Source organism: Spongiimicrobium salis (assembly GCF_043678055.1).
GTDB lineage: Bacteria > Bacteroidota > Bacteroidia > Flavobacteriales > Flavobacteriaceae > Spongiimicrobium > Spongiimicrobium salis.
The window spans coordinates 1,394,669-1,419,695 of sequence record NZ_JBHEQA010000001.1 but is presented as its reverse complement, the minus strand read 5'-3'; the positions used below and the strand labels follow the sequence as shown (position 1 = coordinate 1,419,695).

25 protein-coding genes are annotated in these 25,027 nt (G+C 39.3%); 14 read left to right on the top strand and 11 right to left on the bottom strand.

Going from position 1 to position 25,027, the window contains the following annotated elements; genetic code table 11:
• Nucleotides 1-34: 34 nt before the first annotated feature.
• From ACEXOE_RS06340 to ACEXOE_RS06330, 3 genes are all read right to left on the bottom strand, one after another.
• Entirely contained in the window at nucleotides 35-1,753 is a 1,719-nt protein-coding gene (locus ACEXOE_RS06340) for a M28 family metallopeptidase (RefSeq protein WP_394747898.1), read from the bottom strand.
• A 57-nt stretch (nucleotides 1,754-1,810) separates the two neighbouring features.
• On the bottom strand, nucleotides 1,811-2,062 hold the full coding sequence (locus ACEXOE_RS06335; RefSeq protein ID WP_394747897.1) for a hypothetical protein: 252 nt from the start codon (nucleotides 2,060-2,062) through the stop codon (nucleotides 1,811-1,813).
• Between the two features lie 287 nt (nucleotides 2,063-2,349).
• Nucleotides 2,350-5,202 (bottom strand): beta propeller repeat protein, encoded by a 2,853-nt coding sequence (locus ACEXOE_RS06330; RefSeq protein WP_394747896.1) that lies wholly within the window; start codon nucleotides 5,200-5,202, stop codon nucleotides 2,350-2,352.
• Between the two features lie 238 nt (nucleotides 5,203-5,440).
• On the opposite strand from ACEXOE_RS06330, the gene ACEXOE_RS06325 reads away from it, so the two are divergent.
• Both ACEXOE_RS06325 and ACEXOE_RS06320 read left to right on the top strand, forming a co-directional pair.
• Nucleotides 5,441-5,725, top strand: coding sequence for a hypothetical protein (locus tag ACEXOE_RS06325; RefSeq protein ID WP_394747895.1), 285 nt, complete (start codon nucleotides 5,441-5,443; stop codon nucleotides 5,723-5,725).
• A 104-nt stretch (nucleotides 5,726-5,829) separates the two neighbouring features.
• Nucleotides 5,830-7,131, top strand: a complete 1,302-nt coding sequence (locus ACEXOE_RS06320) for an aminopeptidase P N-terminal domain-containing protein (protein WP_394747894.1) — start codon at nucleotides 5,830-5,832, stop codon at nucleotides 7,129-7,131.
• Between the two features lie 101 nt (nucleotides 7,132-7,232).
• On the opposite strand, the gene ACEXOE_RS06315 is transcribed toward ACEXOE_RS06320, so the two are convergent.
• The gene (locus tag ACEXOE_RS06315) at nucleotides 7,233-7,619 is read right to left on the bottom strand and encodes a plastocyanin/azurin family copper-binding protein (protein WP_394747893.1); all 387 of its coding nucleotides are present in this window, start codon (nucleotides 7,617-7,619) and stop codon (nucleotides 7,233-7,235) included.
• A gap of 194 nt (nucleotides 7,620-7,813) precedes the next feature.
• The gene (gene brnQ / locus ACEXOE_RS06310) at nucleotides 7,814-9,094 is read right to left on the bottom strand and encodes a branched-chain amino acid transport system II carrier protein (RefSeq protein ID WP_394747892.1); all 1,281 of its coding nucleotides are present in this window, start codon (nucleotides 9,092-9,094) and stop codon (nucleotides 7,814-7,816) included.
• 261 nt (nucleotides 9,095-9,355) lie between these two features.
• Here brnQ and ACEXOE_RS06305 point away from each other — a divergent pair, with 261 nt between their 5' ends.
• Entirely contained in the window at nucleotides 9,356-9,574 is a 219-nt protein-coding gene (locus tag ACEXOE_RS06305; RefSeq protein ID WP_394747891.1) for a hypothetical protein, read from the top strand.
• A gap of 221 nt (nucleotides 9,575-9,795) precedes the next feature.
• Here ACEXOE_RS06305 and ACEXOE_RS06300 read toward each other — a convergent pair whose 3' ends face one another.
• The 6 genes from ACEXOE_RS06300 to thiL form a co-directional block, all read right to left on the bottom strand.
• Nucleotides 9,796-10,293: a hypothetical protein gene (locus tag ACEXOE_RS06300; protein WP_394747890.1), complete on the bottom strand. Its 498-nt coding sequence runs from the start codon at nucleotides 10,291-10,293 to the stop codon at nucleotides 9,796-9,798.
• An 87-nt stretch (nucleotides 10,294-10,380) separates the two neighbouring features.
• Nucleotides 10,381-10,941, bottom strand: a complete 561-nt coding sequence (locus ACEXOE_RS06295; RefSeq protein ID WP_394747889.1) for a hypothetical protein — start codon at nucleotides 10,939-10,941, stop codon at nucleotides 10,381-10,383.
• 240 nt (nucleotides 10,942-11,181) lie between these two features.
• On the bottom strand, nucleotides 11,182-12,285 hold the full coding sequence (locus ACEXOE_RS06290; RefSeq protein ID WP_394747888.1) for an AraC family transcriptional regulator: 1,104 nt from the start codon (nucleotides 12,283-12,285) through the stop codon (nucleotides 11,182-11,184).
• Between the two features lie 113 nt (nucleotides 12,286-12,398).
• Nucleotides 12,399-13,061 (bottom strand): hypothetical protein, encoded by a 663-nt coding sequence (locus ACEXOE_RS06285; protein ID WP_394747887.1) that lies wholly within the window; start codon nucleotides 13,059-13,061, stop codon nucleotides 12,399-12,401.
• Between the two features lie 65 nt (nucleotides 13,062-13,126).
• Nucleotides 13,127-14,272, bottom strand: coding sequence for a helix-turn-helix domain-containing protein (locus ACEXOE_RS06280; RefSeq protein ID WP_394747886.1), 1,146 nt, complete (start codon nucleotides 14,270-14,272; stop codon nucleotides 13,127-13,129).
• A 51-nt stretch (nucleotides 14,273-14,323) separates the two neighbouring features.
• Nucleotides 14,324-15,376 (bottom strand): thiamine-phosphate kinase, encoded by a 1,053-nt coding sequence (gene thiL, locus ACEXOE_RS06275; protein WP_394747885.1) that lies wholly within the window; start codon nucleotides 15,374-15,376, stop codon nucleotides 14,324-14,326.
• Nucleotides 15,377-15,653: 277 nt separating this feature from the next.
• Between thiL and ACEXOE_RS06270 the strand changes: the two genes are divergently transcribed.
• From ACEXOE_RS06270 to ACEXOE_RS06220, 11 genes are all read left to right on the top strand, one after another.
• Nucleotides 15,654-15,983 carry a HesB/IscA family protein gene (locus ACEXOE_RS06270; protein ID WP_394747884.1) on the top strand — a complete coding sequence of 110 codons (330 nt, stop codon included), beginning with the start codon at nucleotides 15,654-15,656 and terminating at the stop codon, nucleotides 15,981-15,983.
• Nucleotides 15,984-16,049: 66 nt separating this feature from the next.
• Complete coding sequence (gene sufB, locus ACEXOE_RS06265; RefSeq protein WP_394747883.1) at nucleotides 16,050-17,495, top strand: Fe-S cluster assembly protein SufB; 1,446 nt, start codon at nucleotides 16,050-16,052, stop codon at nucleotides 17,493-17,495.
• 20 nt (nucleotides 17,496-17,515) lie between these two features.
• Entirely contained in the window at nucleotides 17,516-18,373 is an 858-nt protein-coding gene (locus ACEXOE_RS06260; RefSeq protein ID WP_394747882.1) for an N-acyl homoserine lactonase family protein, read from the top strand.
• A gap of 16 nt (nucleotides 18,374-18,389) precedes the next feature.
• Nucleotides 18,390-19,142, top strand: a complete 753-nt coding sequence (gene sufC, locus ACEXOE_RS06255; protein ID WP_394747881.1) for a Fe-S cluster assembly ATPase SufC — start codon at nucleotides 18,390-18,392, stop codon at nucleotides 19,140-19,142.
• A gap of 66 nt (nucleotides 19,143-19,208) precedes the next feature.
• Nucleotides 19,209-20,528: a Fe-S cluster assembly protein SufD gene (gene sufD / locus ACEXOE_RS06250; RefSeq protein ID WP_394747880.1), complete on the top strand. Its 1,320-nt coding sequence runs from the start codon at nucleotides 19,209-19,211 to the stop codon at nucleotides 20,526-20,528.
• A 165-nt stretch (nucleotides 20,529-20,693) separates the two neighbouring features.
• Nucleotides 20,694-21,245 carry an outer membrane beta-barrel protein gene (locus ACEXOE_RS06245; RefSeq protein ID WP_394747879.1) on the top strand — a complete coding sequence of 184 codons (552 nt, stop codon included), beginning with the start codon at nucleotides 20,694-20,696 and terminating at the stop codon, nucleotides 21,243-21,245.
• Nucleotides 21,246-21,366: 121 nt separating this feature from the next.
• Entirely contained in the window at nucleotides 21,367-22,581 is a 1,215-nt protein-coding gene (locus ACEXOE_RS06240; RefSeq protein ID WP_394747878.1) for an aminotransferase class V-fold PLP-dependent enzyme, read from the top strand.
• 97 nt (nucleotides 22,582-22,678) lie between these two features.
• On the top strand, nucleotides 22,679-23,101 hold the full coding sequence (locus tag ACEXOE_RS06235) for a SufE family protein (RefSeq protein ID WP_394747877.1): 423 nt from the start codon (nucleotides 22,679-22,681) through the stop codon (nucleotides 23,099-23,101).
• Between the two features lie 51 nt (nucleotides 23,102-23,152).
• Nucleotides 23,153-23,482, top strand: a complete 330-nt coding sequence (locus ACEXOE_RS06230; protein WP_394747876.1) for a DUF59 domain-containing protein — start codon at nucleotides 23,153-23,155, stop codon at nucleotides 23,480-23,482.
• 23 nt (nucleotides 23,483-23,505) lie between these two features.
• Nucleotides 23,506-24,018, top strand: a complete 513-nt coding sequence (locus ACEXOE_RS06225; protein WP_394747875.1) for a DUF2480 family protein — start codon at nucleotides 23,506-23,508, stop codon at nucleotides 24,016-24,018.
• A 78-nt stretch (nucleotides 24,019-24,096) separates the two neighbouring features.
• The gene (locus ACEXOE_RS06220) at nucleotides 24,097-25,023 is read left to right on the top strand and encodes a DUF3078 domain-containing protein (protein ID WP_394747874.1); all 927 of its coding nucleotides are present in this window, start codon (nucleotides 24,097-24,099) and stop codon (nucleotides 25,021-25,023) included.
• Nucleotides 25,024-25,027 lie beyond the last annotated feature (4 nt).

Here is a 25,027-nt window from a genome sequence, read left to right as displayed (position 1 = left end):
ATATTTGGGGAGGGGTCCTACCCTGCATTAGAGATTAATTCTGAAGCTTTATATAGAATTGCTGAACTTCGGATTCCAACTTCCCCTCTGCTTTGAGAATGGCATCGTCCAAAACGGCAGTAGGGAGTACCTCCATATCCTTTATTGTAGCGAACGACTTTTTATACCAATCGGTCCATGCTTCGAGAATCTTCATCTCATTGGCCACCATGTTGCCATTGGAGACAGCAGCTAAGCTGAGGTCAAATTCCGTTTTTAGACGTGTACTTGCCTGTTCTTCCAGCAATTCCAAAATGTTCAAGGCAGATTCACTATCGGCATTGATTAAAGTAAGGGCACTTGCCAAAGCTCCGGTACCCACGTTCACCATAGTGGCCTTTGAAACCTTGTCCAGACGATCATTATCGGTATGGTAGAATTGATCGGTAAAGTGCCAGAGCAATAGCCCGGGAATATTGGCATCTAAAAAGGGAGTGTGATCACTTCCTCCCTCAAAAGGATTGGTATTTACCTCCCACCTTGCATATTCTCCTTGATTTTTAAGATTCTGAATGATAAAATCGTTTAAATAATGGGGTTTCATATCTTCCAAGGACATGACATCCCCTCCCCATTCGGAATGTTTATCCTTGCCCCTAGTCCAAATCGCACTGGGATCGGGCATTTTTTCAATTAAAAAAGAACCTCCGGTCAAGGCCGTGTTTTCCCCGACCATATCAAGGCTGATGCCCCATTTTATCTGGGAAGCGCGTAAGGAGTCTTCTTGAATATACCGTCTGGTAGAAATTATTTCATCGCCCCATAGAAAGGTAAGACTGCGCTTTGCATCAATTTTTCCTGTCTGGAGCAATTGAGCAGTAATTTGCGCCATTTCCAATTGCGTACCTACCCCAGTTGCATTGTCATTTGCACCCGGTTCTTGCACATGCGCACTAAAAACCAAACGCTGTTCGGGCAGGGCCGATCCTTTGACTTCTGCAATAATGGTGAGTTCTTCTGATATGTAGCTTTTGGTGTGTAATTGTACGGCTGCAGTTACGGAGCCTTTGCTAAGGGCTTCCTTTAATTTCTCTTTGGCGGCATACGATAGTGCAATCCCCCAAAATGTAGCATCCTTTGCATAGGGAAAAGCCCTAAATTGAATAGAAGTAGTATTCTTTTCTGGCTGTAGGTAACTTGGATTGTTATACGTCATAAGGCCCAATGCTCCTTTGGCCATACTTTTACGATAAATGCTTCTCGCGCCAAATTCTGCAAAGACAATTTTTCCTTTAACATCCAATACATCTATGGCTTCAGGGTTTTCAAGGAAAACAACTTCGGCCTGTACACCTTCCTTAGGAGTGGACGGGGAGTTGAGGTAGATCATGTTTCTATTGGAAGCAAATTCTAATAAGGGAGTTTCTTGTCCAAGGATGGATAACTTGCCATCCACAGGTTCCCAAGTGGGGTTTTTTAAGGCTCTTTTTTCAATCCTATAAATTAGACGATTTGCAGGAGCAGCATTGGATTCCAACACGTAACCCGCTTCTTTTAGCTTGGTTTCGATTGTATAAATACTCTTGTTAAAACCATCGTTTCCCACTACTCTCCAAAACTGTTCCACAAAAGCCGTGGTTTCATAGGCAGTTTCACCTTTGAATTCTGCCCGGATAAGATCAAAGTAATCGGCAGTGCTATTTGCTATTGGTTCTTTTTCTGCACACTGTACCAAAAGAAGCAGTAGTACTACATAAAAAAGCGTTGAACGCATAACATGGGTTTGTTTTGGTGTTACAAAAAACAAAATAACACTATTCCCTCTAGAAAGCTAACTTTTACTTCTTTTTAAATGGTTTTCCCAGAGCTCTGCCACATTTTCAATTTTTAAATCTACCTGTCCACAATCACAACATACGATAGCCTTTAAAGGATGTTTGCTAATCCCCTTGAATAAAAAGGCTTTTGGGTTTTTGTGGGTTTCAATGGATAGTTGCAGTTTTTGCCCGTAATCGCCATAGTCAACAATGGATAAATCAGATACTATTTTTTGGGAACCGCAAGAAGAACATATTGCATGCATATTGATCTTGTTTTACGGATAGGACGTGCAAGATATGGGAACGTTACAGCCTTGAAAAAGGTTTTTGGTCGAATACCTCCAAAAAAGTCTTATTCATAGCAAGTTAAAAATTCCGACCAGACGGTTTGTAGCTTCGTAGAAAAACCCGCTGATTTAAAGGAGTATGCCGTTTTATCGATGAAATGAAGATTGAAATCCGAAGTCTTCCAATGATGGAATACGAATAAAAATAGAAAAACAGACTCAATGGTCTGTTTTTCTATTTTTAGCGATTCTCGTAAAAAAAGCTATTTTTTGATTTCAAATTCTTGTATTTCTTTGCTGCCATTTCCCGAAATCTCAACACGATATGTGCCTATAGGGAGATAGGTTTTTCCATTTTTGGCCTCCGTTAACTTCCTTTTGTTCTTTTTTAGATAAGCAAGTTTTCCTTTAGGAGAAAAGGCAACATCATAGGAAGCAATATTGATGCCCTTATCTGCTTGCAAAGTGATGCTACTGACCTCAATGCCCTTTACGGTTTTCACTTTCATGGTATAGGAACCACTTTTATTGGTATAAAATGAGATGTCCATCCCCGGCGTGATCGGTTTTCTCCAGCTACTGAAGCTTTCTCCCCAACGCGAAGAGTATTTGATATTTTCCAAAGCAAAGAGCGTTAAATCTTCTTTCAATTTAAGGGGAGTCAATTGCTGTAAGTAGGCAATATCCGCTTTATAAATGCTGCGCCCATGGGTTCCTACCAAAAGATGCTTATCCCTAGCTTGTATCTCAAGATCGTGCACGGCCACATTGGGCAGGCCAGAGGAAAATAATTCCCAGGAATCTCCTTGATTAAAGGATACATATACTCCATTATCCGTTCCAACAAATAATAAATCTTCGTTGGAAGGGTCTTCAACAATGACATTCACTGGAGAAGCGGGAATATTGGCGGCAATGGGTTTCCAATTTTTCCCATAATCATCGCTGCGGTAGACATAGGCGGTAAAATCATCCGATCGGTATCCATTTAAAGTAGCATACACTCTTCCTTTTTGATGTTGGGATGCTACAACACGACTTACCCACAAACCTTGAGGTAAGCTTGCGGAAATTGTATTCCAGCTACCTCCTCCATTTTGGGTGATCTGAATTAAACCGTCATCACTTCCCGTATAAATTACCCCAAATTTAAAAGAAGATTCAGAAATTGTAGTCAAAGTGCCATAGGCTACGTTTCCTTTTTTGGCCCCAAGTGTAAGATCATCGGAAATGGCCTCCCAGGTATCGCCCTGATCAAGGGAACGATGCAGTTTGTTGCCTCCTAAGTACAGAATATCCTGATTGTGGGGAGACAGCAAAATGGGGGTCTGCCAGTTAAAGCGATACGGGGCCTCTCCCAATTCATGTTTGGGTTGAATATACGTACGCTTATTATGTTCCAAATCCAAACGAAAATAATTTCCAAATTGAAACCCGGTATATACAATGTTGGCATTGCGATTATCTATCTGGACCTGCATTCCGTCGCCACCCATAATGGATTCCCAAGGGTAATTTCCCGTCTGGTGCCAACGGCTGTTTTCAACAGCAGTATGTGCTCCTTTCCATACCCCGTTATCTTGTAAACCCCCATACACATTATAGGGCTTCTCATTATCTACATTGATGTCATAGAATTGCCCTACAGAAGGAGAATTGTTTTTGATCCAGTGGGCCCCATTATCATAGGTGATATTTACACCCCCATCATTACCATTGATCAGATGGCCTGGCCTTCTGGGGTTTATCCATAAAGAATGGTGATCGGCATGAACATTTTCCTTGCTGATGACCGTATACGTATTCCCTCCGTCCTCAGAAGCGATAAGGGGTACGCCGGCCAAATAAATTTTCTCCTTATCGCTGGGATCTACATTGATTTGCGCAAAATAGTAGCCGTAGCTATAAAAAAGATCGTCTATATAATCGGAATTCATTTTTTTCCAGGTGATGCCAGCATCGTCGCTTCGGTATACTTCGGCGCCTATTACGGGAGTATCGAATAATAGGGCGTTGGCATTCTCTAGATATTTTGCGAGATCTACAGGTTTAACTGCACCGCTACGAACCATTTGTTTTACATTGGCCGCACGATATTTTTCTTGAAACCCATTGGTTTTTAGATAGGTATTCAGTTTTTTGTCTTCCAATGCCAACAGGGCCTCCACGCTCATACTTTTAAAATCATCCTTGGTCAATGCATCCGATTTCTTTGTAGCAGTAGCTTCTTTCTCGCGCCTAAACTGACTGTCGTGAACCGCATAGACAGTGTTTTCATCAAACACGGCAAGGCCAATTCGCCCAACGCCATCGCCCGTAGGGAAGCCGCTTTCCGCAGTAGATATTTTGGTCCAACTACTTCCGGCATCGGTACTCTTGTAGATTCCAGATCCTGCGCCATTTCCGATAAAATCCCAGGCTTTTCGATCTTTTTGCCAAGCAGCTGCATATAAGGTGTTAAAATTCCCAGGATCTTGGGCAACATCAATGATTCCGGTCGCATCGTTAATAAATAGTGTTTTGTTCCAAGTAACACCTCCATCCGTGGTCTTATAGATTCCACGTTCCGAATTTGTAGTGTATAAATGTCCGGTAACCCCGACCACAACTTCATTGGCATTTTTTGGATTGATCAGGATTCGTCCAATATGGTGGGAATCGGTCAAGCCCATGTTTTTCCATGTTTTCCCCTTGTCCGTAGATTTTAGAATTCCTATTCCAGCATAAGAAGAGCGGGAAGCATTATTTTCTCCTGTGCCGACCCAAATAGTTCCAGAATTCCAGTCTACAGCAATATCCCCTACATTTTGTGTGTCCGAGCCATCTAGAAGTGGCTCAAAGGAAGTTCCATTATTATTGGTATACCAAAGCCCCCCTGAAGCATAACCAACATAAAATTCAATAGGATTTTCTGGATTTACGGCAATATCCACCACACGTCCACTCATTACTGTAGGCCCAATATTTTTAAAAGGAATATGTTTTACAAGAGAGTTGGATTGGAGTTGTTGTTTTTGCTCTAAGGCCGACAAAATCTCTCCGCCAGCACCTGTTGATGTTTGCGCTACACTAAAAACAACGGATAAGAGGAAAAAGATAAAAAATCTATTTTTCATTCGAGGAAAATTTTGAATTTGAACGGTGAAGGTATGAATTTGTTGGTAAAAATTTGTAGTACAAAAAAGCATTTAAGCACAGGAGGTCAAAATGATTTCCCAGTCTTTAAATTCCGTATTGAAAGGAGTTAAATAATTTTAGAAATTATGTGTATATATTTCACTTTCAATAACTTATAATTGTATTTTTTATTAAAATTTTGTTAATTTAATGCAAATAACCAATAAAACTATAAAAATGGAAGAGTATTTACCGTTAATTATTCAACTGGTTACAGGAGCCCTTGGAGGTAATGTAGCTGGGAAATTATTAAAGAATTTATCCTTGGGCACCCTGGGAAATTCTATTGCCGGAATCTTGGGAGGAGGGCTTGGAGGCTACCTCCTCGGCATGCTTGGAATTGATGCTGGTGGAGCAGAAATGGATGTCACAGGAATCTTGGGAAGTGTTGCTGGTGGTGGTGTTGGCGGAGGCGTGGTCATGGCTATTGTTGGAGCCATAAAAAAAGCGATGTCAAAATAATAATTACGACTTTTAATTCTAGGGGATAAGGGCCAAAGGGTTTTTATCCCCTTTTTTGTGGAGCTAGGGGCTAATGTTTATTTTTGGGAAAATAAAAACGCCATATGAAATACGAACAACTTCCAGCGCAACTTTTTGTAAAGAATCGGCAGAAATTTATGGCCGCGATGAAACCAAAAAGTATAGCAGTATTCAATTCCAATGATATGTATCCCATAAGTGCAGATGCGCTGCTACCCTTTGAACAACATCGGGATATCTTTTATTTAAGCGGAGCCGATCAGGAGGAGACCATCTTGGTACTTTTTCCAGATGCGCTGGATCAACGCCATCGGGAAGTTTTATTTGTTCGTGAAACCAATGAACACATAGCCATTTGGGAAGGGGAGAAATTGACCAAGGAAAAGGCTACTGCCGTTTCTGGAATTGCCAGTGTGTACTGGTTGTCTGATTTTGACAAGGTGTTTTTTGATTTAATGACAGAAGCTGAAGTGGTTTATTTTAATACCAACGAGCACTATAGACAGGCTGTGGAGACCCAAACAAGGGAAGATCGCTTTATTCTAAAATGTAAACAACAATTCCCCGCGCATCAATGGGCGAAGAGCTTTCCTATATTACAGCGCATCAGAGGGATAAAGGAACCGGAAGAACTTGTCTTAATGCAGCAAGCTTGTGATATTACCGAAAAGGGTTTTCGAAGATTATTGGGATTCGTACGACCTGGAGTGTGGGAGTATGAAATTGAAGCAGAACTTTTGCATGAATTTGTACGTAACCGCTCCAAAGGCTTTGCCTATACACCCATTATTGCCTCTGGAAGCAATGCCAACGTATTACATTATATAGAGAACAATCAGCAATGTCTTGATGGAGATCTAATTTTAATGGATGTTGCGGCGGAATATGCCAATTACTCTAGCGATCTTTCTCGCACCATTCCTGTAAATGGACGTTATACGACCCGTCAAAAAGAAGTGTATAATGCTGTGCTACGCGTAAAAAATGAAGCTACACAAATGCTAGTTCCGGGAACACTATGGGCCGAATACCACAAAGAGGTGGGGAAAATAATGACCTCCGAACTCTTGGGCTTGGGCTTATTGGATACATCTGATGTACAAAACGAAAATAAAGATTGGCCTGCCTACAAGAAATATTTTATGCATGGAACAAGCCATCATATTGGGTTGAATACCCATGATTATGGAGAATTAAAAACACCGATGAAGGCGAATATGGTTTTTACAGTGGAACCTGGAATTTATATTCCCGAGGAAAATATGGGAATTCGTATAGAAGATGATGTGGTTATTCAGGAAGAAGGTTCGCCCCTTAATCTAATGAAGAACATCCCTATTGAAGTTGAGGAGATTGAAACGTTGATGCAGGAAGGAAAAGCCTAGGGGTATTCCTTTAAAAAACAAAAGAGTGGTATCATTTGGATACCACTCTTTTTTAAAATCTAATTATTATAATAATCTAATTCAATAACAATTTCTTATGCTTACTTTACGATCAATGTATATTGAGGCGTAGGGTTCAATGGGCAAAAATATACATACTCTCCTTTTTCCAATTTTGTTGGGTTGGAAGTCTGCTTTTCTCCTGTGGCAACAGCCTTAGTTACATATGCAGTTTTGATGTGATTTGCAGCATTGCTAGCGTCAGCTCCTTTTTTCATCAATACAAAACCAACATCATGTCCTACACCATCATTAGCAATTTCAAAAATATAATTTCCTTCTGCCAAGGTCAAAGATTGCTGTACAAAATTTCCTTTTACTTGTGCCAAAGAAACGGTAGTAGCTTCTTTCTTCATCATTTTGTCCTGTGCAGATGCAGTTAATGAAAATCCAAAAATCATTACTGCCAATACAATTAACTTCTTCATGTTTGTAATATTTAAATAGTATTTGTTTTTAATAACGATGGTTTAGACGATGAAGGAATACAAAGTTTACAGTTTCGTTACTTTTTAGGAGAAGTTTATGATTATTTTAGATTTAAATTATTGGTTATTAGATGTTTAACCAATAATTTATTTTAAAATAAAAGAGTAACCAACAATTTTTAACTTCAAATAAGCTAAGCTCTGGTGGCAGTGAACATTGTTTTTAGGTTCATAAAGGCAAATACCAGAAGTGCAGGTAAAACCCAGCCCATACTGGCATCACTAAGCGGTATATAAGCCGCAAGAGATGCTATTTTATCTCCAAACCCAATGCTGCCCAGAAAATCAGGAATACTAAAAATGACCGTTGTAAGCACTACGATCTTGAATACCGTGGGGGGTGTAAATTTATCAGGAAGCACATTCAATAAGATCAATACAATGGTGATGGGGTAAATAAACATTAGTGCGGGAAGGGCCACAGCGATAATGTAACCTACATTGAATTGCCCCATAATTACTCCGGCCAAACATCCCACTATGGCCGTAATGGTATATGCCTTTTGCGAATTATTGTAACGCGATTTAATGAAGTCGGCGGCACCGGCCACGATTCCAACAGCCGTTGTAAAACAGGCCAAACTTACCAAGACACTAAGAAAAAAGCTGGCCGTATTACCCAGTGTTTTTATACTAATACCGTTTAAAAGAGCTGTTCTGGAAATAGAAGTGTCAAAACTTTGGTGCATTAGGGCTCCAGCAACAATTAAGCCAGTATATATAATAAAGAGTCCCGATCCGGCAATTAAACCTGCTTTGCGAATCAAGCTTCTTTTTTCTTCATAGGTGTGTTCTCCTTTTAAGTTAATAGAAACAATGATTACGCCACCAACCACTACAGCTCCAATAGCGTCAAAGGTCTGATAACCTTCCAGAATTCCATCTGTAAATGGATTTTTAAAAATGGTCTCTCCAAATGAAGGCAGATCTGAAAATACAGTAATCCCTATAATGGACAATAGAATGATGATAATGGCGGGCGTCAATATTTTACCTAAAATATTGAGAATCTTGGAACGATTCATCACAAAAATATAGACCAACCCAAAAAAAACAAGACTAGTATATATGGGAGCGGAATTCAGAAAGGGTTGTACCGCCATTTCATGCGTTGTGGAAGCGGTACGTGGCGAGGGGAGACTTATAGAAATAATATAGATGATCATAGAATAGACCAAACTAAAGCCCGAGGATACTTTTTCTCCAAAGTTGAAAATGGTGCCTTGTAATTTTGCATGGGCCATTATCCCTAAAATGGGAATTGCGACAGCAGAAACGCAAAAGCCTAAAGTAACGAGCCACCAGAGATTTCCAGATTTTAGCCCCAATAAAGGAGGAAGAATTAAATTGCCTGCACCAAAGAACAGTGAAAATAGGGCAAAAGCTATGACGAAGACCTCTTTGTTTTTATTCATGGACGATAAATTCTCTCGAAAGATAAAAGAAAAGCAGCGATCATAATGAGGTTATTCACCGATATTTTAATGCCGTTTACCGAAAAAAATGACGTTCGTCGAAAATATGAAAAAAAATAATTCAGAAAGCCAATAAAAATACACCTTGGCCGTTCTTGTTCCAAAGCACCCCAAAAGCGCTTTAAATAACCAAACATTACGAAATTAACCTATGCATTTTAAAGGACCCCAAACCTACCGATGCAACTTAAAACCTACGGCATGAAAAAAGTATTTTGCAATATTTTTGGGCACCACTATACCGTGTCAAAAAGAGTCACCCTTCACATTAAAGAGTATAAATGCATCCATTGTGGTAAACAGGTAACGACAGATGTAAGTGGTAATCTTTCCGCTTTGACCCCGGAGATGCAGGAGATCAACGAAACACTGGAAAATATTTATCAAAAGAAACATAGAGCTACACAACAAGTGGCCTAGTTATGCTTTGGCGAGCAAGTTCCAACCCTGAGGGGAGTACTTGGAACTTTTAAAATTATTCCTGAGAATTAATTGAGCACCAGTTTCTTTGCTATCATACTGCCCCATGATAGCAGGGATAGGACTGCCCTTTATTTTCGGGAATTTTTTTTGTAAAAACTTGGATCTTCTACGCCATTATTGAATAGGACTACTTTAAAAAGCAAGTTTAAAAAATCGGATTAAGGCTTTTTGCGTGTATAATGGATCCTCCATTGCAATTGCCACTGTTTTCCTCCATCTTCAGTCTTTTCCCAATCCCAAACCAATGCATCTTTCGTGATATCTTTGAATACCATCCGTTGTATGATTGTTTTTTCACCTTGTTGCACGGCTTTGGTAGTAAAAATTGGGTTTTCATTATCAATATCACCTACAAAATCGTAGTAACCTCCAGCATTATCGGCCCAGGCCTGATGCCATTTTTTACTAATGGGATTAAATACCGAAAGGCTCATTCCCTTAAAACCGGATTCCGGATCTTCAAAATTTTCCTGAATGACCTTCCCATCCAATATCCGCACAATAGAATTGGTGCCATGGCCTTGGGTTCCATCTCCTTTTTGCCATTGTAGTTCCCACTCCCCCAGCCAGAAATCAAAGGTATTTATAGCTATTTCCTGTCCATAGGCCATTGAACCTAGACTTAAGACGATTACTAAGGTTATTTTTTTTAGCATATTCATGTTGTTTTAGACCCAAAACAAGGGTATTAAAGGTATAAAAATTGGATTTACATAGCATCATAAGGATTATGAACAAGTTGATCATTCTTCTTTGAGGCACCAGATTTTCCAAAAGGGATAATTTATTTTTTTTTCGGCATTCACGATTTTCCCTTCCCAATGAAAACCTTTCTCGCTGATATTGGAAAAGGTCAAAATACTCTGCATGAGACCTTGAGGAGTTTCTTGATCTTTTTTAAGAACAATATGAGTTCCTTGAATCCCCCCGATCCAGGTTTCCGGTTTGCTTTGAAGATCGGGCGTAAAATAGGATACATACCAATGCTGATGTAGGGTATCGTATACCCGAATGCTTGTGAAATGATGTTTTTTAGTATTGGAGATATACCACCCTTCGTCCTTAACACCCTTGCCGTCCATGATATAGCTCCATTTCCACTTTAAATCAACAGTGTCCTGCCATTGACCTTGGGGACCTCTTCGAAGGGATTTGCATGAACAATCCCCGATAAGATTATCGTAAATCATGAGTTGCTTTAAAGTGTTTTCAGAAGATTTTTTATAAAGTGGTGAACCCTCTTGAGAAAGGGTGAGGTAGCTACTGAGCAGTAGTAAAGGTATCATAAAGGAATAGCGCTTCATAATCTTGTTTTTGGTCTAAAATGGTATCGAGTACTATTGAAGAAGATGGGAAAGAAATAGTCCCAAGACGCTCAAATCACTTTCAACATCGCCATCGTTTCATAAGAAGTGCGCAATGTCCTGAATACATTGAGGAATTAAATACAATCCCATCTTCAATAGGTTGCTGTAAAGGAAGTAAAAGAAGCGTTGCGGGGCGTACACTCTTACGAACATTTACAGTTGTTTGTAGATTGAAGATTAAGAAGCCGTATTGTGTTCCCTATATTTTGAGGGCGTTGTACCTTCTATTTTTCTAAAGGCCTTATAAAAGGAAACCCGATTGTTAAAACCAGATTTATAGGCGATATCGGTAATGGACAAGGAAGATTTTTTAGAAAGGAGCAGGCGTTCTGCCTCACGAATGCGATAGGTGTTAATGAAGTCGAAAAAATTAACCGAAAAGTGTTCATTGATGATCTGGGAAGTATGGTGCCTGGAGATATCCAACATTTCTGCCAAGGTATCCAATCGGATTTCCGGATTGCGATATGGTTTTTCATTTTCCATGATTTCCAAGAGTTTCTGCTTCAGTTCTAAGGAGAAGGCCTTGGATAATCCGGTTCTCTTGTACTTTACAAAGGGAATTACATTTTCTATGGCCTTATTCCCATTAAATATGGAAGCGTGCATAAAGGCAAAATAACAAACGAGACCAATAAAGAGAATCATAAAGAAAGTGATGAAGTAGTCAAAAGACAGGGCCACTAGAGAGAGCAGGACCATGCTGCAATAAACGATATGGGATAGCGTAAATAGAATAAAGCTAAAACTAATGGTTCTGAGCCATATGGAGAGCTCCGGGTCATTTTTGTAGTCACGTACAAATCTAATATAGGTATAGATCCCATAACCGGCCATGGTAAGGATCAAAAGAGGATAGAAAAAAGGAATTCCCAGCGTCGTTGCCTGGTATTGTTCAGGAGATTGAAGCAGGGTCATTTTTGTATCGAATGATAGGAAAAAATAGGGACTGAACTGGGCAAGGGCCAATAAAAATGGAATACCATGTAGGCTGTCTTTCCAAGACATTTTTTTAGAGGATGCAATGGTACGTATATAGAGAAAAAAAAGGGCACCATATAAGGAAAGGGGAATGTAATATGTTCGGGATAATACTACCAACAAGAATTCATCGAACTGAGACCAATAAAGTACATTATAAAAGAGGTTATACGAGAAAACAAGTAAAAAAATAGCGAATAAACGATTGGCTGTTTTGCGCTCTTTCTTCAACGAGAAAAGAAGGGCAAGTAGTGCCGCTTGGAAAGAGAAAAATAGAATCAGTGTTTCTGAAAAATTCATAAAGCCATTTTCGGGAATAAAAATAGAAGATATGAATTTTGAGCCTGTAAACCCTTATAAGCCTTATATGAAATTGGGATTCTTTTAACGAATTGTAGTATTGCAGAGGAAAACTATGATTCGGATACTTTTCTTTTTTTGTTCACTCGCCAAAAATAGAAAATGAATCCAATAGCCAGGCATGTTCCAAAAACAGAGGGCAAGAATTGACTGTAAGGTTTAAAGTCTGGGAACACGGTACCCACGGCTGCAGATAGTAATGCTGTGAATGCGGCGATTAGTTTATAGATATGTTCATATAACCACAAGTTTGCATATACTGTTTTGGGGATAAGGTACTTTAAAAAGTCATAAAGAATAACAAGGAAGAGATTCCCCACGGTGGCATAGATGATAACGGGAGACCAAATCATACCAATCTGCTTAATATAATACAAAAAGTACAGGGCAATACAGAGGCTCAATAGGGCAATACCGATGTCTATCGTTTTAGGAGTATTTGATTTTATCCTTGCGATGCGAAAGCCAGAATAGCCATAATACCCGCTGGCAACGGTTAGGACCAGTAGGAAAGTATTCCTGCCAAAAACAAGGACTCCGGCGATTGCAGTGGCTACTACCAAGCTTAGGAGACCCAGAAAGATCTGTCCCATTTTCCGATGTCTTGTATCGCCTTTTTTTAGAAGTAAAATAACGGCACCTAGCAACAAAGCGATGAGGCCTGCACCTACATGTAATATGATATTGGTTTTATGAAGCAATGTGAAATCTTCCATGGAATTGTTTTTTTACAAACTTCCTTAGCGCTATCGTTTTCTGCGACCCAACCCATGGGCTGAGGCTATTTTGTATGTTTTTTTTTGAATTCGGTAGGAGATAGTCCCGTGTATTTTTTAAAATACCGATTGAAGGAAGATTTAGATTTAAAACCACAATCAAAGGCAATGCCTAAAAAAGAAAGTCGATCATGATGAGGTGAAAGCAACATGGATTTGGCTTCTTCGATACGATACTGATTTATAAAATCGTAAAAATTAACTTTAAAATAGGTGTTGATGATTTGGGAAAGATGTGCTTGGGACCATGCGCATTCTTGGGCTAGGGTGGTCAGGGTAAGATTCTCATTTAAATAGGGCTTTTTTTCCTGCATATATTGGGTTAACTGCGGGGCAAGTGCTTCAATTTTAGCCAAAGTCAATCCAGATTTCGCATAGACAGCCTCATTCTTTTTAAATATATCCTCTTTTGCAGATAAGGATACTTTAGAAGCTGAAAGGTTGGAGAAAATATCGGTTTGTCGAAAACCATAAAAGCCAAAAGCGATTAAAATCAAACCTAGGGTAAATCCAACCCAGGTAAAAGCAAAATCAATAGGAAATAGTTGAAATTGGGTAGCGCCAAAGATGAGGAAACTGGAAATCACGAAAAGAAGAAAATAAGAATACACCATATACTTCACCCATTTGAGGTTGATTTTTTCTTCATAAGAAAAAAAGTGTACAATACGTTCCCGATGTTCCTTTAATACCCACAAATTGGCAACGCAATAGGCAAAGCCGGAAATGGCTAAAGGAATGGCAAAGTAATGAAGCCAAGACGGAGACTCTGGCACACCAATAAGATAGCCTTTAGCCGTAATTATGCCCGTTTTTGTGGCCCTTATTGTCCCTGCAAAGAGAACAACAAAGCAGGGGTAAATACTTAAGTGAAGTAAAGTTTCCCTCGATGAAAGACGTTTATGGATCAAAAATTTAATATAAAGATACAAGAGGGGAGCCGTCAAAAGAGGAAGGGCAAAAGCAGCTATGGCCAAAATACCCTTCAATGGAAATTGAAATATACTGATCTCATAAAAACCGATCTGCAAAAGCACAGCAAGAGTCCAAAAAAGAAAAAAATAGTCCTCTTTGCTTTTCTTTTGTTTCGAGAGCAATACCAAAAACATAAGGACCCCTGCGCCAAGGGTCGCACTTAAGATGAGTTGCATAGTCTGGATGGATTCTACAGACTTAAAACTAAGGATTTCTTTTAAGAACTTTTAATCTTTGTCTTCAAATGAATTCCAACCCTGGGCCGTGATGGGGATTTTAGTATTGCCTCTAGAAATCATATGAACCCCCTCATTTTTAGGGGTCATATGTCCAATAACCGTAAAATTGGGATTCCCTTTTATCTTAGGAAAGTCTTGTTGATCGATGGTAAAGAGGAGTTCGTAATCTTCCCCACCGCTCAATGCGACTACAGTACTGTTCAATTGAAACTCCTCACAAGAGGAGATAACGGTTGGGTCTAAAGGAATTTTATCTTCGTATAAGTTACATCCTACATCACTTTGTTTACACAAATGCAGTATTTCGGAGGAGAGCCCATCACTGATATCGATCATTGAGCTTGGGTGTATTTCCAAGGCTTTGAGCAAAGGGGCAACATCCTTTCTTGCTTCAGGTTTTAACTGACGCTCTACGATATAAGTATAGGGTTCCAAATCTGGTTGATTGTTAGGGTTTACTTTGAATACTTCTTTTTCGCGTTCCAACACCTGTAGTCCCATATAAGCCCCTCCAAGGTCTCCAGAAACGACTAGGAGGTCGTTGGGTTTTGCACCATTGCGATATACAATATCTTGAGTATCTATTTCACCAATAGCGGTAATACTTATCAGTAGGCCCGTATTGGATGAGGTGGTATCGCCACCCACAACGTCAACCTTATATATTTCCGCGGCCAATGCAATACCGCGATACAATTCCTCTAAGGCCTCCAATGGAAAACGATTGGATGCCGCAATTGAAATCGTCACCTGGGTAGCTTTGGCATTCATGGCGTAAATATCAGATAGATTCACAATGACGGCCTTATACCCTAAGTGTTTTAAGGGCATATAACTGAGGTCAAAATGAACACCTTCTACCAACAAGTCGGTGGTTACTACAGTCTTTTTATCCTTAAAATCCAGAATAGCGGCATCGTCACCAATCCCTTTTACCGTAGAACTGTGTTGAATTGAAAAGTTTTTTGTCAAGTGATCGATCAAACCAAACTCCCCCAATTCCTCCAAAGAAGTTTTTTCTACATTCTTATTTTCAAGCATGCTGCAAAAATAAATAGGATCTGTGAATACGCACCATTTTTCAGGCTTTTTTGGAACTTGTCTAAGGTTTTTGATATTTTTGTTAGACAAATTTGAGGGCTATTATTCAAAGGCAACGATAATGCGTTGCCAATGAGTACGCTATAGCAATTGAATTCAACGAGAAAGTAAATAAGTAAAACTTATAGAGTTATACGTTATAATAATGTTAGGAATTGAGGAGAAAACCTACTTATGTAGTATATTTGCAAACTATTTAGATTAAATCCAATTAAGTATGATCAAAGTATCGGAAGGAGCTAAACAAAAGATCATTACCCTAATGACTGAAGAAGGATATAATGCCGACAAAGATTTTGTCCGAGTAGGTGTTAAGAGCGGGGGATGTAGTGGATTGTCCTATGAATTAGGGTTTGATGATAAGTCAGAAGAGGCAGATAAGATTTTTGAAGACAATGCAGTACGTATTGTGGTCAATAAAAAGAGTTTTTTATATCTGATAGGGACTACCTTGGAATATTCTGGGGGTCTCAACGGAAAAGGTTTTGTATTCAACAACCCCAATGCACAACGAACTTGTGGTTGCGGAGAAAGCTTTTCCCTATAATCGACAATCTCAACAATTGAATAATTCATCACGGGTTGTGGTAACGCGTGGTATATTAAAAAAAGTATGGCATATACAGAAGAAGAGTTAAAAAAAGAACTGGAAACTCAAGAATACGAGTATGGTTTTTATACCGATATTGAGTCCGATACTTTTCCGAAGGGATTGAACGAAGATATCGTTCGTGCGATTTCGAAAAAGAAAAACGAACCGGAATGGATGACCGAATGGCGATTGGATGCCTTTCGCATCTGGGAAAAGATGGAGGAGCCAGAATGGGCCAATGTCAATTATGAAAAACCAGATTTTCAGGCCATTAGCTATTATTCTGCGCCCAAAAAAGCAGATCCCAACAAATCCTTGGACGATGTAGATCCCGAATTATTGGAAATGTATAAAAAGTTGGGAATCTCCATTGATGAACAAAAGCGACTACAAAATGTTGCTGTGGATATTGTTGTAGACTCTGTTTCTGTAGCTACGACCTTTCAAAAAACCTTGGCGGAAAAGGGAATTATTTTTATGCCTATTTCCGAAGCTATTCAGGAACATCCTGAATTGGTGAAAAAATACATGGGGACCATAGTTCCTAAAACCGATAATTTTTATGCGGCACTGAATTCCGCAGTTTTTACCGATGGCTCTTTTTGTTATATTCCAAAAGGGGTAAAATGTCCTATGGAATTATCTACATACTTTAGAATTAATGAAGGGGGAACAGGCCAGTTCGAAAGAACCTTGGTCATTGCAGATGAAAGCAGTTATGTAAGTTATTTGGAAGGATGTACGGCACCTTCAAGGGATGAAAATCAATTACATGCCGCTGTGGTAGAGCTAATTGCCTTAGACGATGCCGAGATAAAATACTCAACGGTACAAAACTGGTTCCCGGGAGATAAAGAAGGTAAAGGTGGTGTATTCAATTTTGTGACCAAACGTGGACTTTGTGAGAAGAATGCAAAAATATCTTGGACGCAAGTAGAAACTGGTTCTGCCGTAACATGGAAATATCCTTCCTGTATCCTTAAAGGTGACAATTCTATTGGAGAGTTTTATTCCATAGCGGTGACCAACAACTACCAACAAGCAGATACGGGAACGAAGATGGTCCATTTAGGAAAGAATACGAAGAGTACTATTATCTCCAAAGGAATTTCTGCTGGAAAATCCCAAAATAGCTATCGCGGTCTGGTTCAAGTGAACCGCAACGCTATAAATGCAAGGAACTTTTCACAATGTGATTCCTTATTAATGGGAAATGAATGTGGTGCCCATACCTTTCCATATATCGAAACCAAAAATAAATCGGCCCAAATAGAACACGAAGCAACTACCAGTAAGATTGGTGAAGACCAAATATTCTATTGCAATCAACGTGGTATTGATACCGAAAAAGCGATCGCATTGATCGTAAATGGATTCAGCAAAGAGGTATTGAACAAATTGCCCATGGAATTTGCTGTGGAAGCCCAGAAATTATTGGAAATTAGTTTGGAAGGTTCCGTAGGTTAAGAAGAAATACAAAAGAGACCATGAAAAAATTTGTAGCGCTTTTCGCAATATTGGCCTTGTTTTCTTGCAAGGATGCCAAAAAGGAATCACAAGAAGATACTATGGCTGAAAAGGAAGTGGCCAAGCCAGCGATAAAATTGTACACCTTTAGTGGAGGCAATGTTATTGCGAATAAATTGGAGTTGTTTTCTCAGGATACCACCTACCAGGGACAATCAAGAGAGTTCGCAGATGCTATGTATGTAATTAGTCATCCAAAGGGAAATTTAATTTGGGATGCTGGCCTTCCAGAAGGGTTAGTAGGGCAGCCAGAACCAACAACCCCTCCAGGTGGAGCCTTTACCATTTCCAGAAAGGATTCCGTAGTGAATCAATTGAAACAAATAGGGTTGACACCGAAAGACTTCAAATACATTGCCCTGTCCCATAGTCATTTTGATCATACGGGCTCTGCCAATGTTTTTAAGGATGCCACATGGCTGGTTCAAGGCGTAGAATACGATTCCATAAAGAATAATGAGCAGATCTTTGGAGCGGTTAGCGAGTTAAAGAACATTCAACGTTTGAATGGAGATCATGATGTTTTTGGTGATGGTAGTGTTATCCTTAAGTCCACTCCTGGACATACCCCAGGGCATATGGTATTATATGTAGACCTCGTGGAACATGGTCCCGTATTGCTATCTGGAGATTTGTATCACCTTATTGAGAATAGAGAGCACAGAAGAATACCCAGTTTCAACTTTAATGTTGAACAAACCATAGCCAGTATGGAAGCGTTTGAAGCCTTTGCGGAAGAGACGAAGGCCACCGTGTACATACAGCACAGAAAAGAAGATTTTGAAAAAATGCCTAAGGCACCCAATTATTTAAAGTAATATAGAATTTATAGCTATGTTGAAAATAGAGAACCTGCACGCTCGTGTAGAAGACAAGGAGATATTAAAGGGAATAGACTTGCAAGTAAACGCAGGAGAAGTACACGCCATTATGGGGCCTAACGGTTCAGGTAAGAGTACTTTAGCCTCTGTAATTGCAGGAAAGGAAGATTTTGAAATTACCGAAGGTGCCGTTTTTCTTGATGGAGAGGATTTAGAAGATGATGCTCCGGAAGAACGTGCCCACAAAGGGGTTTTTCTATCCTTTCAATATCCGGTTGAGATTCCTGGGGTATCTGTAACAAATTTCATGAAAACAGCGATCAATGAATCTAGAAAGGCAAGAGGAATGGAAGACATGCCTGCCAAAGATATGTTGAAGTTGATCAAGGAGAAATCTGAGCTTTTGGAAATTGACCGCAAATTTTTGTCCCGTTCCTTAAATGAAGGTTTTTCCGGAGGAGAGAAAAAAAGGAATGAAATTTTTCAAATGGCCATGTTAGAGCCAAAATTGGCCATTTTGGATGAAACAGATTCCGGTTTGGATATCGATGCCCTTCGTATTGTAGCCAATGGGGTAAATAAATTGAGAAGTAAGGATAACGCCATCATCGTTATTACCCATTACCAACGTCTATTGGAGCATATTGTACCAGATTTTGTACATGTATTGCACAATGGAAAAATCGTAAAATCTGGAACCAAGGAATTGGCCTTGGAATTAGAGGACAAAGGGTACGATTGGTTAAAACAAGAAACTGTAGTATAATTGTAGTAAGGAGAGAATAGCCCTAAAATAGGCGTTATTCCTTTGTTTGCTGCCAACTGAATTAAGATGGATTTAAAAGATAAATTGGTTTCCTCTTTTTTAGCGTTTGAGAACAATGTGGACGTGGAAAATCCGGTACATGATATTCGTTCCAATGCTATAAAGACTTTTGAAACAAAGGGCTTCCCTTCCAAAAAAGAAGAAGCCTGGAAGTATACCTCCCTCAAAGGACTGCAGAAGATAGATTTTAGTGTCTTTCCCAAGAAAGAGAGCGCTCTGGAATACAAAGATGTAAAGAAGTACTTTTTACATGAGATAGATACGTATAAAATCGTTTTTATAGACGGGGTATACAGTTCTTATCTATCCGAAACAACGCATGACGGCGTTGATATTTGCCTGCTTAGCGCTGCTTTGACAAAACCGATGTACAAGCAGGTCATAGAGGTTTATTTCAATAAGGTAGCGTCAAAAGATGAATCCTTGACAAACCTAAATACGGCCTTTAGCAAGGAAGGTGCCTATATCTATATTCCAAAAAATAAAATGCCCAAAAAGCCTGTTGAGATCCTACATTTTTCCACAGGTGCTGAAGACGCATTATTACTGCAACCTCGGAATTTGGTGGTTGTGGAAGAGAATGCCGAACTGCAGATCATAGAACGGCACCAGAGCTTAACGGACAATGAGGTCTTGACCAATGCGGTGACCGAGATTTTTGCGGCTAAAAACGCTATTGTAGATTACTACAAAGTTCAAAATGATAGGGCGAATGCTTCCCTGATCGATAATACCTATGTGGATCAAAAAGGAAATAACAGCGTGGTGAAATTCCATACTTTTTCTTTTGGAGGGAAACTAACACGGAACAACCTCAATTTTTATCAGAACGGAGAATATTTGGACTCTGTAATGAAAGGGGTGACTATCCTAGGCGATAAACAACATGTAGATCACCACACCTTGGTACACCATATTGAGCCGAATTGTGAGAGTCACCAGGACTATAAGGGAATCTATGGAGAAAATTCCACAGGAGTCTTCAATGGGAAGATTATTGTAGATAAAATTGCTCAAAAAACCAACGCTTTTCAACAGAACAATAATATTTTGGTAAGTGATAAGGCTACGATCAATACAAAACCACAGTTGGAGATTTTTGCCGATGATGTAAAGTGTTCCCACGGTTGTACTATTGGCCAGTTAGATGATGATGCCTTATTTTACTTAAAATCCAGAGGGATTCCTCAAAAAGAAGCAAGAGCATTATTGATGTATGCTTTCGCCAATAATGTATTGGAAAGTGTTCGCATCCCCGAGTTGAAACAGCGCATCAATAAATTGATCGCCAACAAGTTGGGAGTGCGTTTAGGGTTTGACGTATAGTTTAAAATCTTATAAAATATTGGAAGGCCTCTTTTGCTAAAGGGGCCTTTTTCATGCCCAGAAATTAGGATTTTCTTAGGCTAGCTTTAACGTAACGTTGTATTTTCTATAAAATAATAAAGGTTATTTTCGACAGGACAATGTTGTCTAACTAAAACAAACCTTATGATACAAAAATTACTTCTTGCTGCAACCCTATTTATTTCATTGAATATTTTGGCTCAAGATGATTCCAAAAAATGGAGTGTAGCGCTCAATTATCCTTTAAGTGACGAATTGAATAGTACTGGAATCTTTGATCTGGGAGTTAAATACCGGTTTGTCGATTTTAATTTTGTACGTCTAGGGGCCAGTCTTAACGGCGGTCTTTTTTTGGATGAATCCAATGACCCTTCTTTTGATTTTAATAGACAATTGTATTATATACAGCCTAAAGTTTTTGGAGAATTCATCATTCCCGGTTTAAAGAAATTGCGCCCGTTTGCGGGAATAGGGTACAGTCGTTTTACACAACGAATCTCAGGCCTTTTGGGAAGCCCCCAAACAACCGTTGAAGATGGTTTTGGTGCCAATTTGGGACTTACGTATGATTTTGGGAAAAACTGGTTTATAACAGCGCAATACGATTATACCAACGTAAAACAGAGAGGTTTGGATTTGAACAGATTTAATACTTCGATCGACCTTGTCAAAGTAGGAATAGGGATACGCTTTTAGGTGTTGTTGAGCCAATACTATAATATCCTATAGGATTACTTCCATTTTTTAAAGACTTCTTTTAATATAAAGGCACATTCACGCAAATAGTTAATACCTTTGTATTTCATTCGTATATACTATGATAGCTATTGAAAAAGTCAGGAAAGATTTTCCGATCCTTAACAGAGAAGTCAACGGAAAACCCCTTGTATATTTAGACAATGCAGCCACATCGCAGACCCCGCAACAGGTAATCGATGTTATTGTGGAGTATTATAGTCATTATAATGCAAATATCCATAGAGGTGTCCATACGCTTTCGCAGGAGGCCACGGATTTATATGAACAAGCCAGAATTAAGGTGCAACAACATTTTAATGCGGCTAAGAGCCATGAGATCATCCTTACGTCTGGTACAACGCATAGTATTAATTTGGTGGCGAATGGTTTCTCCTCTTTGTTAAAAAAAGGGGATGAGATTTTAGTTTCGGCCATGGAACACCACTCCAACATTGTACCTTGGCAAATGCTCTGCGAGCGTACAGGGGCTATTTTAAAGGTAATACCAATGAACGATAATGGGGAATTGGTGATGGAGGCCTATCATAAATTGCTTTCTGAGAGAACCAAGTTGGTCTTTAGTAACCATGTTTCCAACGCCTTGGGAACGGTTAATCCCATTGAAGAAATTATTGAGGGAGCCCATAAGGTAGGAGCGGCCGTTTTGATTGATGGAGCTCAAGCAGCGCCTCATATTAAACCGGATCTTCAAGCTTTGGATGTCGATTTTTATACCATTTCGGCCCATAAAGTGTGTGGCCCAACTGGAGTTGGAATGCTCTATGGGAAGGAAGAATGGCTTAAAAAGTTACCGCCATATCAAGGTGGGGGTGAAATGATTGCCGAAGTCACCTTCGAGAAGACCACCTATGCCGATTTACCCCATAAGTTTGAGGCAGGAACACCCAATATTTGTGGAGGTATTGCTTTTGGTGCTGGGTTGGATTATATGAATGAAATAAGTTTTGAAGCAATTGCTGCTTATGAAAATGAATTATTGAAGTACGCTACTCAGGAACTTCTAAAAATAGAAGGCTTAAAAATATACGGTACGGCGAAAAACAAGACATCCGTAATTTCATTTAATATAGAAGGGATACACCCCTATGATATGGGATCTATTTTGGATAAATTAGGGATAGCCGTAAGAACAGGGCATCATTGCGCCCAACCTATTATGGACTTTTTTAATATTCCAGGCACTGTTAGGGCCAGTTTCAGTTTTTACAATACAAAAGAAGAGGTAGATGTACTTGTTGAAGGGGTAAAGCGTGCAAAACAAATGCTTCTATAACGCACTTTCCCATCATTTTCTTAAACTGTTGAAAAGCAGGGATACTTGTTGTATTTTTGTAGCCCGAATTTGAGTATAGCGGATAATAGCAAAGCATATGACAATTAAAGAAATACAAGAGGAAATTATAGATGAATTTGCCATGTTTGATGATTGGATGCAACGGTATGAATACATGATAGAGTTGGGAAAATCCCTTCCTTTGATCAATGTGGAATTCAAAACGGACGATAACATCATAAAGGGTTGCCAGAGTAAGGTCTGGGTCCATGCAGAATTGAAAGACGATAAGTTGAATTTTACTGCAGATAGCGACGCTATCATTACCAAGGGAATTATTGCCATTCTAATTCGTACATTTAGTCATCAAAAGCCGCAGGATATCATAGCGGCAGATACCAATTTTATTGATGAAATAGGATTAAAAGAACACTTGTCACCAACACGGGCCAATGGTCTGGTAAGCATGATAAAGCAATTAAAGTTATATGCCATTGCCTATCAAACACAGTTGAATTAGGAAAACCCATACTTCCTGAAGGATTAAAAATTGGATTTTTAAAAGAAAAAAATGAGCGAAGAAATACAAATAGATACCCAAGAATTGGGAGACAAAATAGTGAGGGTAGTAAAGACGATTTACGATCCGGAAATCCCCGTAGACATCTATGAATTGGGATTGATCTATGATGTTTTTGTCAATGAAGATAATGACGTCAAAATTTTAATGACATTGACTTCTCCCAACTGTCCCGTAGCGGAAACACTGCCCGTTGAGGTAGAGGAGAAGGTAAAATCTATCAATGAGGTCAATGATGCAGAAGTGGAAATTACATTTGATCCCCCATGGACGCAGGATTTAATGAGCGAAGAGGCCAAATTGGAACTTGGATTGTTGTAAGGCATTAAAAGGAGATAAAAAGAATGGCAGATATTGTAAATAAAGTTGCGGCAAGTCAACTCATGACCTTTGACCTTGAAGATCATTATCCAGAAGGCCAGAGAATGGTGTTGGATATTAAGGAGTGGCTGTATGAAGGCTTTATTTTAAGGGAAAAAGAATTTAGAGCCTACGTCAAAGAACACGACTGGGCACTATACACTGATTCCTACGTTGCCTTGGGTTGTTCTTCCGATGCAATCGTCCCAGGATGGGCTTATATGTTGATCGCGACCAAGTTGCAACCTTATGCCAAAGCTTTTTATATTGGAACTTTGGAGCAATTGGAAGCTTCTATATATCAGGGTGTTATAGCTAATTTAGACTTGTCGGTATATAAAGATAAGCCGGTAATTATAAAGGGATGTAGCAATAAGCCTGTACCACCCAACGCCTATTTGTTCATTACTTCTAAAATGCAAACCGTGGCCAAAAGTGTCATGTATGGAGAAGCCTGTTCTTCGGTGCCCTTGTATAAAAAGAAAATCACTAGTTAGTAAAAGTTAAGCGATAAGTGACTTTTGTTTTGTTTTTGTGTCTAAATTTATAGCGTAAAAACACTAACAATCGCATTTATGAAAAAACTAGTATACGTACTTACTTTTTTGGCAGGAACTACGGTTTCCTTTGCCCAAACCGCTGAAGAGCTTAAAGCGGAACAAGCTCCTAAAAAAGATTCTATTGCTGCAATACAGGCAAGAGTTGATGCCCTGCAAGCACAGATTGATGCCTTGCCAGGTTGGAAAACCGGTGCTTTTGGTACCATAGGCGGAAGTTTTTCCGGATTTAACAATTGGTTTTCCAAAGGAATTCCCAATTCATCTGCAGGAAACATCGGGTTCACGGTAAACGGTTTTGCCAACTTAAAACAAGAGAAATATTTTTGGAGGAATTCCTTAAACCTCAACCTGCAATGGGTAAAAATTGACGACAAAGATATTGATACGGACGATACGAGCTTTCAACAAGCAACAGATGTATTTAATATTTCCTCACTTTACGGACGTAACTTAAGTAAATCACTGGCTGTATCTGCTTTAATGGAGTACAGAACCACGCTGTTAAGCAACTTCAATGATCCAGGCTATTTGGATATTGGGGTTGGTTTCACTTGGACCCCAATTACAGATTTGGTCGTGGTAGTTCACCCATTGAACTATAATTTTGTGTTTAGTAATGAAGATGCCATTTTTGATTCTTCCTTAGGAGCCAAGATTGTGGCCGACTATACTAGGCAATTGGGAGATGTCAGCTTCAAGACCAATCTATCTGCTTTCCAAAGTTATTCCAGCTCAGATTTATCGAATTGGACATGGACCAATTCTTTTGGGTATACTTTATTTAGTAAAATTGGTGTTGGATTTGAATTTGGATTGCGTAACAATCCTCAGGAAACCTTGAACTATCAAATCAATACCTTAGGAAATACTACGGCTACTTTTGATTCTATTGACCGTGAGATCCAGAGTTATTGGTTGCTAGGATTAAACTATGCCTTCTAAAGGA

Coding starts and splice junctions, on each gene's coding strand:
- ACEXOE_RS06245 (WP_394747879.1), top strand. CDS start 20,694: ATGATACAAAAATTACTTCTTGCTGCAACCCTATTTATTTCATTGAAT.
- sufD (WP_394747880.1), top strand. CDS start 19,209: ATGGATTTAAAAGATAAATTGGTTTCCTCTTTTTTAGCGTTTGAGAAC.
- thiL (WP_394747885.1), bottom strand. CDS start 15,376: ATGCTTGAAAATAAGAATGTAGAAAAAACTTCTTTGGAGGAATTGGGG.
- ACEXOE_RS06330 (WP_394747896.1), bottom strand. CDS start 5,202: ATGAAAAATAGATTTTTTATCTTTTTCCTCTTATCCGTTGTTTTTAGT.
- ACEXOE_RS06225 (WP_394747875.1), top strand. CDS start 23,506: ATGGCAGATATTGTAAATAAAGTTGCGGCAAGTCAACTCATGACCTTT.
- ACEXOE_RS06325 (WP_394747895.1), top strand. CDS start 5,441: ATGGAAGAGTATTTACCGTTAATTATTCAACTGGTTACAGGAGCCCTT.
- ACEXOE_RS06240 (WP_394747878.1), top strand. CDS start 21,367: ATGATAGCTATTGAAAAAGTCAGGAAAGATTTTCCGATCCTTAACAGA.
- ACEXOE_RS06285 (WP_394747887.1), bottom strand. CDS start 13,061: ATGGAAGATTTCACATTGCTTCATAAAACCAATATCATATTACATGTA.
- ACEXOE_RS06300 (WP_394747890.1), bottom strand. CDS start 10,293: ATGCTAAAAAAAATAACCTTAGTAATCGTCTTAAGTCTAGGTTCAATG.
- ACEXOE_RS06280 (WP_394747886.1), bottom strand. CDS start 14,272: ATGCAACTCATCTTAAGTGCGACCCTTGGCGCAGGGGTCCTTATGTTT.
- sufB (WP_394747883.1), top strand. CDS start 16,050: ATGGCATATACAGAAGAAGAGTTAAAAAAAGAACTGGAAACTCAAGAA.
- sufC (WP_394747881.1), top strand. CDS start 18,390: ATGTTGAAAATAGAGAACCTGCACGCTCGTGTAGAAGACAAGGAGATA.
- ACEXOE_RS06220 (WP_394747874.1), top strand. CDS start 24,097: ATGAAAAAACTAGTATACGTACTTACTTTTTTGGCAGGAACTACGGTT.
- ACEXOE_RS06340 (WP_394747898.1), bottom strand. CDS start 1,753: ATGCGTTCAACGCTTTTTTATGTAGTACTACTGCTTCTTTTGGTACAG.
- ACEXOE_RS06295 (WP_394747889.1), bottom strand. CDS start 10,941: ATGAAGCGCTATTCCTTTATGATACCTTTACTACTGCTCAGTAGCTAC.
- ACEXOE_RS06335 (WP_394747897.1), bottom strand. CDS start 2,062: ATGCATGCAATATGTTCTTCTTGCGGTTCCCAAAAAATAGTATCTGAT.
- ACEXOE_RS06305 (WP_394747891.1), top strand. CDS start 9,356: ATGAAAAAAGTATTTTGCAATATTTTTGGGCACCACTATACCGTGTCA.
- brnQ (WP_394747892.1), bottom strand. CDS start 9,094: ATGAATAAAAACAAAGAGGTCTTCGTCATAGCTTTTGCCCTATTTTCA.
- ACEXOE_RS06235 (WP_394747877.1), top strand. CDS start 22,679: ATGACAATTAAAGAAATACAAGAGGAAATTATAGATGAATTTGCCATG.
- ACEXOE_RS06270 (WP_394747884.1), top strand. CDS start 15,654: ATGATCAAAGTATCGGAAGGAGCTAAACAAAAGATCATTACCCTAATG.
- ACEXOE_RS06320 (WP_394747894.1), top strand. CDS start 5,830: ATGAAATACGAACAACTTCCAGCGCAACTTTTTGTAAAGAATCGGCAG.
- ACEXOE_RS06230 (WP_394747876.1), top strand. CDS start 23,153: ATGAGCGAAGAAATACAAATAGATACCCAAGAATTGGGAGACAAAATA.
- ACEXOE_RS06315 (WP_394747893.1), bottom strand. CDS start 7,619: ATGAAGAAGTTAATTGTATTGGCAGTAATGATTTTTGGATTTTCATTA.
- ACEXOE_RS06260 (WP_394747882.1), top strand. CDS start 17,516: ATGAAAAAATTTGTAGCGCTTTTCGCAATATTGGCCTTGTTTTCTTGC.
- ACEXOE_RS06290 (WP_394747888.1), bottom strand. CDS start 12,285: ATGAATTTTTCAGAAACACTGATTCTATTTTTCTCTTTCCAAGCGGCA.